The sequence below is a fragment of the Cognatitamlana onchidii genome (assembly GCF_004804355.1).
Taxonomy (GTDB): domain Bacteria; phylum Bacteroidota; class Bacteroidia; order Flavobacteriales; family Flavobacteriaceae; genus Cognatitamlana; species Cognatitamlana onchidii.
Genome location: NZ_SRWZ01000002.1, coordinates 592,402 through 606,876 on the forward strand (window position 1 = coordinate 592,402; position 14,475 = coordinate 606,876).

The 14,475-nt window shown below is 35.7% G+C and carries 5 protein-coding genes; 4 read left to right on the forward strand and 1 reads right to left on the reverse strand.

All coding sequences use genetic code 11. The annotated features are described in order from the left end of the window. The first annotated feature begins 118 nt into the window (after window positions 1-118). The 4 genes from E5D58_RS06060 to E5D58_RS06075 all read left to right on the forward strand — a co-directional run bounded on the left by E5D58_RS06060 (window position 119) and on the right by E5D58_RS06075 (window position 13,353). Window positions 119-8,278, forward strand: coding sequence for a T9SS type B sorting domain-containing protein (locus E5D58_RS06060; RefSeq protein WP_136480940.1), 8,160 nt, complete (start codon window positions 119-121; stop codon window positions 8,276-8,278). A gap of 23 nt (window positions 8,279-8,301) precedes the next feature. After that, complete coding sequence (locus E5D58_RS06065; RefSeq protein ID WP_136480995.1) at window positions 8,302-9,285, forward strand: PorP/SprF family type IX secretion system membrane protein; 984 nt, start codon at window positions 8,302-8,304, stop codon at window positions 9,283-9,285. A 564-nt stretch (window positions 9,286-9,849) separates the two neighbouring features. Continuing rightward, window positions 9,850-11,838, forward strand: a complete 1,989-nt coding sequence (locus E5D58_RS06070; protein ID WP_136480941.1) for a protein-disulfide reductase DsbD family protein — start codon at window positions 9,850-9,852, stop codon at window positions 11,836-11,838. A gap of 21 nt (window positions 11,839-11,859) precedes the next feature. Then, window positions 11,860-13,353, forward strand: coding sequence for an aminotransferase class V-fold PLP-dependent enzyme (locus E5D58_RS06075; RefSeq protein ID WP_136480942.1), 1,494 nt, complete (start codon window positions 11,860-11,862; stop codon window positions 13,351-13,353). Window positions 13,354-13,432: 79 nt separating this feature from the next. Here E5D58_RS06075 and E5D58_RS06080 read toward each other — a convergent pair whose 3' ends face one another. Beyond that, a complete protein-coding gene (locus E5D58_RS06080) occupies window positions 13,433-14,467 on the reverse strand; it encodes a glutaminyl-peptide cyclotransferase (RefSeq protein WP_136480943.1) in 1,035 nt (344 codons plus the stop codon). Between the last annotated feature and the right edge of the window lie 8 nt (window positions 14,468-14,475).

Consider the following 14,475-nt stretch of genomic DNA (forward strand, 5'->3'; position numbering starts at 1 on the left):
GGTTGTAATGATATTTTTAAGGTATTATTCTTACATTTTAATTTAGACTTTTAATAAGTAACGAGTACAATTTCTTTTTGTAAGCCCAAGCAAAAAGAAATACCAAAAAATAACCACCATGAAAAAACCTACTTGTACAAACTACTTGTTTGCTATTGCTTTGATTTGTCTTAGCATGCAACTGTTTTCTCAAAATCTAGTGCCATTTAGCCCAAGATACGATAGGGCGATTAAGGGGGATATACTTCAAATTGGAAATAGTAATGTAGGTCTTCATCCTACAGACCCGTATAATGGAACCAATACGAACGACGTCCTAGATGCTGCCGTATTTGTTGATATAGATGGAGATCCCAGTACCTTTAATTCAAGTAGTGCTGATTTAGAAGTGCCAAATGATGTCAATTGTTATAGAATAGTCTATGCAGGTTTGTATTGGAGTGCTGTGGTTGATGGTGATACCCCAATTTCAGATGTAAAATTTAAAGTACCCGGAGGTTCATATGTGGATATTACGGGAACAGAAATCTATTTTCAGAATGCTGCAACCGATAGGTATTCTAATACTTATGCCTATTACCATGATGTTACGACCATGTTAACAGCATTGCCAGACCCAGAAGGAACCTATACCGTAGCAAATATTTCCTCAATGGTTGGCCCAAAACCTAATAGTGAAGGGTTATCTGCTGGTTGGTCTCTTTTTGTGGTTTATGAAGATCCTTTACTTCCTAGTAAGTATATCACGTCTTTTGATGGTTTCACTAAAATTACAAGTACTATTAATGAAACCTTTCCGGTTTCAGGATTTAAAACTATACCTACAGGTCCAGTAAGAGCAAAATATGCCTTTAGTACTATTGAAGGAGACAGACGATGGACAGGAGACTACCTACTAATGAATGGTACTGCAATTAGTGCCACAAATAATGCTGGTGTTGTTATTCGTGAAGATGACAATTTTTTTAATAGTACGTCGTCTATTATAGATCCGGTTACGAATACACCAGAAATTATGACCAATCGCTTGCCTGATGGGTCTAATACCTTAGGTTTTGATTCTGGTATAATTAATGTTCCAAATGCAGGGAATAGTCTTATTGCTAATGGAGCTACCTCTGCAACTATCAGCTTAGGAAGTAATTTAGATATCTATTATTTTTATTTCAATGCTTTTGCAATTGAAATTATCGCGCCTAACATCGTGCTTACAAAAATTGTTGAAGATGAGTTAGGAAATGATATTGGTGGACAAATTGTGGATTTAGGGGACCAATTGTTTTATACTATTGGGTTTCAAAATAATGGTAACGATGATGCTACCGATTTAACAATAAGAGATATTCTTCCAACAAACATTGTTTTTAATTATCCTGAAGATATTGAATCATTACCCCCTGGAGTAGTTGTTCAAAGTTACGATCCATTAACAAGAGAGCTTATTTTTAGAGTAGATAGGGATGTGGTAGAAGAAAATGATCCAGTTTCAAATATTCGATTTAAAGTTACTGTAGTTTCTACCTGTAGTTTATTGAGTGATGCGTGTTCAAATAATATCGACAATCAAGCATACGCCACTTACAAAGGGACTATAAACCCTGATTTTGTTATTTCCGATGACCCTAGTTATAATAGTAACACAGGATGTTTATTAACACCTGGAGCCACAAATTTCTTGGCAGATATAAATGATTGTACTTTTGAAGAAGAGGTTATACTTTGTGGTTCAAGTGTTGAATTAACAGCGGGTAACGGGTATGATACGCATTCTTGGTCTACAAGCCCTACAGGAACACCCGTAATTGGAACATCCCAATCTATAACGGTTACAGAACCGGGAACTTATTATGTACACAATTATGCCATTGCTCCGTGTCAAGATACAGATCAGGTTTTTGAAGTGGTAACCTTTGGTGCCAATGTTACAAACCCAGTAATTCCTTTTGCAGACGAAGTTGTTGTTTGTCCAAATGATGGCAAAGAATTACCTAATATATATTTGTGTGGAGGCAATGGTGCCAGAGTGATCGAAACAGGAATTACAGACGCTACTTCTATGATATGGGAAAAACTTGATGAGAGTAGCTGTGCGGCTGTTGTCGATCAAGACTGTGCCAACGAAGATGCTGGTTGTACTTGGAATCAAGTAACCACTGGTCCTGATTTTATGGCCGATACGGCTGGACAGTATAGACTAACTTTGAACTACCAAGGAGGCTGTTTTAATCAATTCTATTTTAATATATATACGAACCTATTAGCACCTACAGTAACCTCCAAGGACATATATTGTGCAACACCAGGAGAGATTACTATTGGAGGTGTGCCTAATGGATATGAGTATAGTATTGATGGAACTAACTACCAAACAAGTAATACGTTCAGCATTACAACGGCTAATTCTTACTCGATTTATATTAGACAAATTGGTGTTACACCTAACCCCTGTATTTTTACAGTACCAGATGTTCAAATTGTTGATCACGATTTTTCAGTATCCAACATTATTACACAACCTTTGTGTTATGGCGAACTGGGAAGTGTGGCTATTGCAGCTAATGATGCTAGACCACAGTATTTCTTTTCCATTTCACAAGGAGGTACCTTAGTAAACAGTGTGGGGCCTATAGTTGAGAATGATTATACGTTTTCTAATTTAAATGCAGGAGTCTATACCATAGATGTTTCTACTGAAGATGGTTGTGTGTATTCTGGAGATATAGAAATAATTGAACCGGACCTATTAGAAGCTACTTCAGCTTTGACGAAACCATTAACTTGTACAGATGGAGAGATTACGGTGTACCCAGTAGGTGGAACACCGCCATATTATTATTTTGTAAATAGCTCAACTGTTTTTCAAAGTACACCAACCGTTGCAGTAACGGCACCAGGAACCTTTGATATTACAGTCGTTGATTCTAATAACTGTACAGCACAAACATCGATTACTATAGATCAAATTGATGCTCCAGATTTTAATGTAGTAAAAACAGATATTTTATGTTTTGAAGCTGGAAATACAGGTCTGATAGAGTTTAATGCTATAAATGCTAACGGTAATAGCTTAGAATATAGCATTGACAATGGCGCTACGTTTTCTAATGCCTCTGTCTTTTCTGGATTGACTTCAGGTGATTATGATGTTGTTGTAAGGTATACTACAGGTCCTGATGCTTGTTTGTCTGATCCGCAGCGTATTACTATCGATGCTGCTAGTCCTATAGAAGGAGAGGCAATTGTAACCGCACCGTTTACATGTACCACAACAGGAGAGATTACCGTTTCAGGAGTTACTGGAGGAACTGCGCCTTACACCTATAGTATTGATGGCCTAAACTTTCAAAGTGGGGCAGTATTTTCAGGATTAACAGATGGTACCTACACGGTGTCTATTAGAGATGCCAGTAATTGTACATTTATTACGGTACCAGCAACCATTAATTCAATAACACCGCCAACAGACCTAAGCTTTACAAATACACCATTAAGTTGTCCGCTTAATGTGTCTGATGTTACACTAAGCACTACAGACGGATTTGGAGCATTAACTTACGAAATTATTGCACCTGCTAGTGCTACTGTAAATACTTCTGGTGCTACAAACGGTATCTTTACGAATCTAACACCTGACACTTATACATTTAGAGTGACAGATGCATATAATTGTTCGTATACAGAGTCATACACCATAGACCCTTTGCCTCCAGTAGCTTTAAATACTGTAATCACAAAAGGTCTAGATTGTACGATATCTCCAGATGCTATTATTTCAGGATCCATTACTAGTGGAGTAGAGCCATTTACCTATGCTGTATCTTTTAACGGAGGAGGTTATGGAGCACCTGTTGCCACAGGTTCAACCTTTAATTACGCGGCTTCAGTGGCAGGAACGTATCAAATACAAGTTACCGACGCTAATAACTGTACTACAGAGTCTGCCATAGAAACCCTTGATGCACCAGTAGTTGTAACGGCTAGTTCATCAACAAATAATCCAACATGTAATGGTTATAATGATGGTTCTATTACCTTAACAGGTGTAACAGGCCAAGCTCCTTTTACCTATAGTATAGACGGAGGTAGTACATTTGTATCCTCTAATATTTTTGGTGGCTTAGCGGCTGGAAACTACAATTATATTGTTCGCGACAGCAAAAGCTGTGAGGCTTCAGGTACTGTCACCTTAATAGACCCACTACCTATTGATGCTTCGATTGTTAGAAACCCGATTCAATGTGCATCTGGAACTTTAGGTAGTTTAGATGTAAGTATTAATTCAGGAGGTGTGGCACCGTTTGTATATAGTTTATACGATAACACATTTACTCAAATTGGTGCTAGCGTTTCATCAGCGTTTGTAACGCATACGTTTAATAGTTTATCTTTTGGCGATTATTATATTACTATAGTTGATTCTAATGGGTGTGAATTTAGAAGTAGTGTTCAAAGAATTGAAACACCGCCAAATATTCAATTAGATGGAACAGCAACAACTGGTTCTTGTGCAACCGGTGCTACCGCAGATATTTCTGTGCTTTCAGGAACGCCTTCTTTTACATATTCTATTTATGGACAACCAGGTACTGCATTTGGACCAACTGCGGCAACATCGCATACATTTACAAATTTGGATCACGGTGTTACATACCAGTTCCAAGTTGAAGACGCTGGTGGTTGTATAGCAGTAATAGAAGTTACTACTCCTGTTTTATCTCCAATTAATCTTAATGCGGTAACGGCAACCGATGTGAATTGTCATGGCGGTAATGATGGGACTGTAAGTTTTACCGTATCAGATTATGATGCTTCTGTAACGTCTTTATATTATGAAATAGTAGACCGCTTAACCAACGATCCAATTATACCAGCTCAAAATGGAACGCTTACAGGCTTAACAGGTAGTCCAGCCAGTGCCTCTATATTAGGATTAGGAGCAGGCGACTATACACTATTAGTTAGGGAAGCAAATGGAACATTATGTAATACATCACAAATGTTTCAAATTAGGCAACCAATTCAACCTCTACTATCTACGGTAGCATCAAAAGAGAATGCAAATTGTAACGTGGGAGCACAAATCGTTTTAACAACTGCTGGGGGTACAGGACCCTACACTTATGCAGCTGGTGCTCCAGGATTTTCACCATCACCTTCTGATTTTGGATTAAGTAATGTTTTAAACGTAGATTATGCCACTGGGACTAATTGGGATATTGTGGTAAGAGATGCTAATAATTGTGAAACTAGACTTAGTGAAACCATAGGATTAGACCCTGAACCAGTAATAACAGCCTCAGTAAATAATCAATGTACAGTTACTGAGGGGAGTTTTACTCTTGATGTGGCCATGACAACTGCAGGTGTTGCACCTTATACCTATAGTATTGACGGCGGTGCATTTCAAACAAGAACAGCTCCTTTTACGGTTGGTAATCTGAGTTCAGGAACTCACACAGTGCAAGTTCAAGATGCTAACGGATGTGGTAATCTAGTTACTATTGATATTCAGGCACCATTAAATATAGCTCCAGAACTAACAAGTGCACCTACTTGTAATATTACCGACGGTCAGATTACAGTCGTGGGAACAGGAGGTTCTGGTTCATATACCTATGCTATAAACCCAAGCCCAGTATCTGCTACTTTAAGCGGTAATGTATATTCTGGTTTACCATCAGGAACTTATGTTATTACCCTAACCGATGCCATAACACTTTGTTCAAAGGAGGCCAGTATCTTTTTATCAGAGCCTGCGAACCCAATTGTGAGTACAACCTCGACACCAGTAACTTGTTTAACTGATAATAATGGAGAAATTGGTATTAGTGTTTCAGGTTACTCCGGTGGGTATACTTATGAGATATTTAATAGTCTTGGAAGTTCAGTAAGAACTGGTACAGGGAATACAAGTTTAAACCCACAACCAGTAACAGGCCTATTAGCTGATACTTATTCTGTAGTAGTTACAGAGAGCTTAAGTCCATTTTGTTCTGGTACTTCTAATATTATTGTTTCCTCACCAAATGAAACGCTCACAGTAAATGCTTCAGAAGCATCAAATGTGACCTGTGATAACGATAAAGGAACGATCGTTGCAATTGCAAACGGCGGTTGGGGAAGTTATGAATATGAATTGACGGGAGCAGCTACTGTTGCTTATTCATCAAATGGTACTTTTTCGAACTTAGCTGCTGGTAATTATACTGTTAATGTTCGTGATGCAGGTGGCTGCGTAGCGTCTGACAATATAACGCTAATACGTCCAACAATTATAGACGGAACTATTTCAGCAAGTACGAGTACCTTATTATGTTTTGGTGATTCTAATGCCAATATTACTGTAACTACGGTTAATGGAGGTAGAGGTAGTAACTATACCTATGTGCTCAATCAAATAACACCAACGGCTAGTTCTTCAGGACCTCAAACTTCTCCAGTTTTTAATCGATTAGCTGCAGGAACCTATAATGTTACTATAGCTGATGGGTATAATTGTGATTTCACGACTGCGGATGTTACTATTAATGAGCCTACAGAAATAGAAGCATCACTCGTAAAATCTGTTTCGCCATCTTGCTTTACAACAACAACTTTAACATTAAGTGCAACGGGAGGCTCAGGTCCATATACCTTTAGTGATTCTCCAGCATTCACCTCTGTTTTAGGATCATTTGCATCATCTATAACAATTACAGTAGGAGCTGGAACTTATATGTATTACGTTAGAGATGTTAATGGATGTGTATCTACTGTTTCAAATGAAATTAAAATAGATCCGCTTCCTCCACTAAAAGTTAATATTGATGCAACAAACGCCACAATTAACTGTACAGGTGATGAAAGTGGAGTTATTGTAGCAAAGGCTGAAGGAGGATTAGGTAGTTATACTTATGTGTTACAGAATGCCTCAGGGGCAGACATTACTCCAGCGCCAAATCAAACCACACCAGGTGTTTTCACAGATTTACCAGTTGGTGTTTATCAAGTCAGGGTATCAAGCGGATCTGATTGTGAAGAAGTTTCGGCAACTATTTCAATTACCGAACCTGCACAACCGCTAGTAGCTAATTTTACAGTTAACGACGTTACCTGTAATGGAGGTGATGATGGTATTATGGAGATAAGTGCTTCTGGAGGTACAGGTGCGATAAAATATGCTATATCTCCTCAGTTAAATCAGTTTTTTGATTCACCTGTTTTCACAGAATTAATGGCAGGGAACTATCAAGCTATTGCTCAGGATGAATTAGGATGTTTCGTAATCTTTGATTTTACAATAAAAGAACCAACACCAGTAATGTTAAGTATAGTTGGTAATTCTATTATTCCTGAAGTATGTTCGGGTGACTTAGATGGTGCGTTTAGTATTGAAATTTCAGGAGGAACATTACCTTATAGTGTAAGCTTAGACGATATTTCAGGAGTTTATACTACCGGTGATTTAACTCAGACTATTTTCGATTTTGATAATTTAAATGGAGGTGATCATATAGTATATGTTCGCGATAATGAAGGATGTGAATCTGAATGGAATATTACTTTCCCTGAATCTGTATTATTGGCTCCACAAATTCAGGTAGAATATGGCTGTGTAGATAATCTATCCGCTAATACTGTTACCGTGAGTGTTGACCCAAGTATAACAGACACTTCAAATATTGATTATTCATTAAACAATGGCCCGTATCAAGCATCTAATGTATTTACGAATGTTGTACCTGGTTTAGGGCATAGCATAACCGTACGTCATACCAATGGATGTGAAAAAACAGCATTAAGCTTTGATGTAGACGCTATAGAGCCATTAGAAATGACCTTAGAAGATGGCGAACTTAATGAGATAGTAGCTTTAACTTCAGGAGGAACAGAACCTTATGAATATACTTTAAATGGGGAATCTTTTGGAGAGCAGAATAGGTTTATCATATATGCGTCGGGCGATTATACCGTAACAGTTACCGATAGTAATGGATGTGTGGCATCTGCAACAAGGTATTTTGAATATGTAGACGTATGTATACCAAATTATTTTACGCCTAACGGTGATGGAACAGAAGATAGATGGGGCCCTGGTTGTGCCACACAATATGAGGAACTAACCTTTGATATTTTTGATAGATATGGAAGAAAAGTAGCGTCTTTAGATGTTAATCAAAAATGGGATGGAACCTATAACGGAGCCCAATTACCAACTGGTGACTATTGGTATGTTGTTAAGCTTAACGACCCTAAAGATGATAGAGATTTTGTTGGACACTTTACGCTATATAGATAATGATTAGTAGCCTTTCTATAATGATGAGAAAATCAATACTAATACCGTTCTTATTACTTTTTATTGTAACCAAAAGTTACAGTCAAGAGTTAAATCTACCTGTTTTTACGCAGTATTTGGCCGATAATAATTTTGTAGTGTCGCCTACGTTTGCGGGTATTGGTGACAATGTTAAGATTAGGGCTAATGGTTTAACTCAATGGGTTGGTATTAAAGGTGCTCCAGATAATCAATCCATTTATGGAGATGCCAGAATTGCTAACCGTACTGGTGTTGGTGCATCATTTTATAATGATAGAAATGGAAATACCATTCAAACAGGGATGAAGTTCTCTTTCTCTCATCACCTTATTCTAGATTATTACACAGAACAGTATCTATCTTTTGGTATATCTTTAAACATAAATAATTTTAGGATAGATATTAATAATTTTGATAACGGTTATGATAATCCTAGTATAGATGCCTTCGTAACTGATGACAGAAGAACTTCGAATGTTAATTTTGACATTGGAGCTTTGTATAGAAATAAAGGGTACTTTTTAAGTTTTAATATTAACAACCTTCTCAAAAAGAATTTTGATGATGTGGTTAGGGTACAGGAGCCAAGTTTGTTATTAAACTATCAAATCTTTACGGGGTATACTTTTAACGGACCTAAAAAAAGTGGTTTAGAATTTGAACCATCTATTTTCTATCAAATGTTTAGCAGTGACAAACGATCTAGTACCGATTTAAATTTTAAAGTAAGAAAGTTTAATAGAAATGAAGATTATTTGTGGGCGGGTATATCTTATAGGTTTTTAAACGACCAGTTTTTAAAACCATTAAATATAGGGCCAATGGTAGGGTTTCAAAAGTCCATATTTTATTTCGGATATGCCTACCAGATTACAACCAATGAGTTGTCCGCTTATAACTCTGGAACACATGTCGTAACTATTGGATTAAACTTTTTACAAGGGTTAAGTGATTGTCCGTGTACCCAAGGAGCTGTGCATAAATAAAGAATTTTATGTTTTGAGATAAATTCAAATAATCAATCGATATTATTTGGTTGAATTATTTTTTTTGAATGAAAAAGCCAGGGAAATAATCGTACCCTTTATGCAGACAGATAATTTTTACCGATTGAGGGCCCGTATTCTGCTTGTTTACAAGCGGATCAATGCATACATAATCTCAACCCAAAACGTACGGTGTCAATACGGTTTAGAGTCTGGAAGGATTTAAATTATATGTGACAATTTAGAGTTTCAGTTCTATAAAGACACTTCATAGCCCTGAATTTATAACTATTGTAGGTTCTAAGTCAAAAAACCAGTTTTTTTAAGTATAATTATCATGTAATGAGTGTCTTATGTTTGAATTGGTTTTTGGTTACAGTTGTTATCGGTTTTAACATTTAATTAGTAAGTGATACAAGGTTTTATGGACTATTTAACACATTAATCACTATCTTTCTTTTTACATTTGTTTTAATGTATTATTACGTTCAACGGTCAATAAAAAAGAAATATTTTATTGAAGGCTATTGGTATGTAATAGTTGTTTTTAACTAAATCCAGCATATGAAAAGAGTTTTATTATTTGCATTATTAGTTATTAGTACAAATGTATTTTCCCAGATTTTGGAACCAGTAAAATGGTCAACGTCGGTAGAGAAAGTATCCGAAACAGAATATAAGCTTATTAGTAAAGCCTCAATCGAAGCAGGCTGGCACCTATATGCTCAGGAAGTACCTGAAGATGGTCCGCTACCAACTACTTTTACCTATGATAATTCATTAGGAACTTTCAATCTAAAAGGCAAAACACTTGAAGAAAATGGACATGTGGTAGACGATCCTGTTTTTGAAATGCGCATCAAGTTTTTCGAAAATACAGCCGTGTTTGAACAATTTATAGTAATAATTGAGGATATAAAAGCTATAAAAGGAGCAGTTGATTTTATGGTTTGTGATGATACGCGTTGTCTTCCCCCTACAGAAGTTGAATTGGAATTTAATCTGTCAGGTAGCAACGGTGCGGAGGCTGGAGCGAATTTAAATAAAGAAAAAGATAGGTTGTTGGATAACGAATCGGTTAATAAGGCTCTTTACGGCATGCTTCCTAGAGATATTCATTTAATAGAAAGTACTTCGATAAAAAAGAAATCACTTTGGACCATTTTTGGATTAGGATTTTTAGGAGGTCTGTTGGCACTATTAACACCTTGTGTCTTTCCAATGATTCCTTTAACGGTTAGTTTTTTTACTAAAAAAGGAGATCATAGTAAGAGTTCAGGAATTTCGAAAGCAATCTTATATGGTTTTTTTATATTGATGGTGTATTTAATTTTAAGTATTCCGTTTCACTTATTAGATTCTGTAAACCCAGATATTCTGAATGAAATCTCAACCAATGTGTTTTTAAACATTGTGTTCTTTGTCATTTTTGTGTTTTTTGCTTTTTCTTTCTTCGGATACTATGAGTTAACACTACCAGCTACTTGGACAACGAAAACAACTAAAGGAGAACGTTCAGGAGGTTTAATCGGTATTTTCTTTATGGCCCTTACGCTTGCCATCGTTTCTTTTTCTTGTACAGGACCTATATTGGGGTCGCTTCTTGCAGGATCTTTAACGGCTGATGGTGGGGCTTGGCAACTTACAGCTGGTATGGCTGGTTTTGGTGTATCTTTAGGGATGCCTTTTGCTTTATTTGCTATGTTTCCAAATATGATGAATGCCTTACCAAAGTCTGGAGGGTGGCTAAATACTACCAAAGTTATTCTAGGCTTTCTTGAATTGGCTTTAGCTTTTAAGTTTTTGTCCAATGCAGACTTGGTGAAACGTTGGGGTTTATTAAAAATAGAGCCTTTTCTTATTATTTGGATTCTAATATTTGCTGGTTTAGCGCTTTATGTTTTTGGAAAAATAAAATTTCCGCATGATTCACCTCTCAAGAAATTGTCATTTTTTAGAATTTCAGGTGGGGTTTTAGTCATTGCATTTGTGATATATTTGGTGTCTGGTTTTCGAGTTGATGAGAAAACCAATACCTATAAATCATTAACACTGCTTAGCGGATTAGCACCTCCTGTCGGGTATAGTTGGTTTTTTCCGAGTTCTTCTACAAATAACCTTAAAACATTCAAAAATTTAAAAACGGGTATTGCCTATGCTAAAAAGGTAAATAAGCCAATAATGATTGATTTTACAGGGTATGCCTGTGTTAATTGCAGAAAGATGGAAGAGCACATTTGGCCACTTGATAAAATAGACAGCTATTTGCGAAATGATTATGTGTTAATTTCTTTATATGTAGATGATAAAAGGGAACTTCCTGACGATGAACAGTTAGAGGTTAATCGAGTTAATGGAGGGACGAGACTTCTTAAAAATTATGGGCATAAATGGGCAAATTTTCAAACACAGTTTTTTAAATCGAATTCCCAACCGTTTTATGTATTGTTTAATGCGAAAAACAATGAGGTATTAACCGAGCCTGTTGGTTATACGCCAGATGAAGATGAGTATGCCACGTTTTTACAAAAGGGTTTAGACGCCTATAAATAATTGTACAAAAACAATAGTGTTATGGAACAAAAAACAAATACTCTAGCTAAGAATCTTGAAGATTATTTTGAAGGGTTTAGAAAGAACATTATTGGAATAGATGAATATTTTGAGTCTCCCTATGGAATAAAGAAAGTAATATATGCCGATTGGACTGCAAGTGGTAGATTATATAAACCTATTGAAGATAAGTTAAGTAATGAAATTGGTCGCTTTGTGGCTAATACGCATACTGAAACAGCCGTTACAGGAAGTGTTATGACACATGCGTATCATGATGCAAGAACGATAATTAAAAAGCATGTTAATGCTTCAGACGAAGATGTTTTAATTACCGTTGGGACTGGAATGACGGGAGCTATTAATAAGTTTCAGCGCATCTTAGGTATTAAATTAAATGAAAATTTAAAGGATTATACTCAAATCCCTAAGGAGAAGCGTCCAATTATTTTTGTTTCTCATATGGAACATCATAGTAATCAAACGTCTTGGATAGAAACTATTGCTCGTGTGGAGATTATTCCATCTAATAGAGAGGGGCTGCCATGCACTAAAAAGTTGCAAGAACTTATTGAAAAGTATAAGGATTACCCGATAAAAATTGCGGCTATAACAGGTTGTTCAAATGTAACAGGTATTAGAACAAACTATTACGAAGTTGCAAAAGTTATGCATCAAAATAATGGTTTATGTTTTGTTGATTTTGCCTGTTCTGCTCCTTATGTGAATATTAATATGCACCCAGATGGTAAAGAGGCATATTTAGACGCCATTACCTTTTCTCCTCATAAGTTTTTGGGTGGGCCTAGCTCGTCGGGAGTTCTAATTTTCAATAAAAAACTTTATAATAATTTAGTTCCCGATAACCCTGGAGGAGGAACTGTAAGTTATACAAACCCGTGGGGAGATCATGATTATATAGACGATATTGAGACCCGAGAAGATGGAGGAACACCAGGTTTTATGCAAGCCATTCGTATAGCTTTGTCTATCAAACTTAAAGAGCAAATGGGGGTTCAGAATATTTTGGATAGAGAGCATGAACTCAATATAATTGTGTTTGATGAACTATCAAAAATTGAAAATTTAAAGATATTAGCTCCTAAACATAGGGAAAGATTAGGTGTATTTTCATTTTATATTGAAGATGTTCATTATAACTTAATTGTTAAACTTTTAAATGATAAGTATGGCATTCAAACAAGAGGGGGGTGCTCCTGTGCAGGAACTTATGGCCATTATTTATTGAATGTGGACCAACCAACATCAAAGTCTATTGAACAAAAAATACTTAATGGCTGTTTAATCGAACGCCCAGGTTGGGTACGCATGTCTATTCATCCCACTATGACTGATAAAGAGATTCATTTTATCTGTGAGTCTATAAAAGAAGTTGCAAGGAATTATAAGGACTGGGGAAAGGATTATGAATATAATGCATCTAAAAATGAGTTTATTCATAAGGGAAACTATAACATCGAAAAGGACATAATCAAAAATTGGTTTAAAATATAAAATAGCTCATAGGTTAATTTTAAACTAAAAGGCTAGTGTTTATAACCTGATCTTGTCTGTTATTACCTATTTTAAGCTATTATTTTTCTATAATTTCAACCTCAAACAATTTGTTCCAGCGTTTTCCTGTTACAAAAATTGTTTTTGTTTTTGGGTTGTACGCAATACCATTTAAAACATCTAAACCTGCATGTTGTTTTATCAATTTTTTTAGGGGTGAAAAATCTACTACACCCACAACAGCTCCGTTTTCGGGGTTTATAATAGCAACGCCATCTTTTTGATATCTATTGGCATATATTTTACCATCTATCCATTCCATTTCGTTAATACCAACAATTTTGCCTTTGTTTGTATATACTTGAATGTAATCTTCTTCGGCTAAAGTATCTTTATTTAGTAGCCAGATTTTTTCGGTTCCATCACTTTTATAAATAATGTCGTTATGGTTACATAATCCCCATCCTTCCTTACTGTTCCCATACTTAAAACTGTCCAATTTGTTAAAACTATGTACATCATATATAAATCCTGTACCTTTCTGCCAAGTAAGTTGATATACTTTATCGTTTAAAATGGTGAGTCCTTCTCCAAAGTATTCGTCAGCTAGGTTCATATTCTTAATAACCTCACCTGTTTTATAATTTACCTTTCTAAGTTTAGATTCTTTATACTGCCCAGTACTCTCATAAAGCGTATCATTATAAAACTCTAGGCCTTGTGTATAGGATGTTATATCATGAGGGTATTCATCTATAATATTATAGGTATAAACTTTAGGGAGTTCATTATGTAATATGGTAATAGTAGACGTTACTTTTTGCTGTTCTCCTTCAAAATAAACTACAGCTTCAAGCGTTTGTTTGCCCAATTTAAAATCACTTAATAATGTCTGGGACCCTATTTTCATGCCATTCAGCAAATAAGTGATAGAATCTATGGTGTACTTTTTTTTGTTTTCTATAGATAATTCTAGGGTTTTATTATTTGGTAAATTCCCCTTTTTAGCATTTGTAACTATAGTAAAATCACTTTTTTTTTGCCCAGTATTTGAGCCACAAGAAGTTAGTAAAACTCCTAAAAATATGATAGTGAGATATTTGATAGATTTCATTATTATAA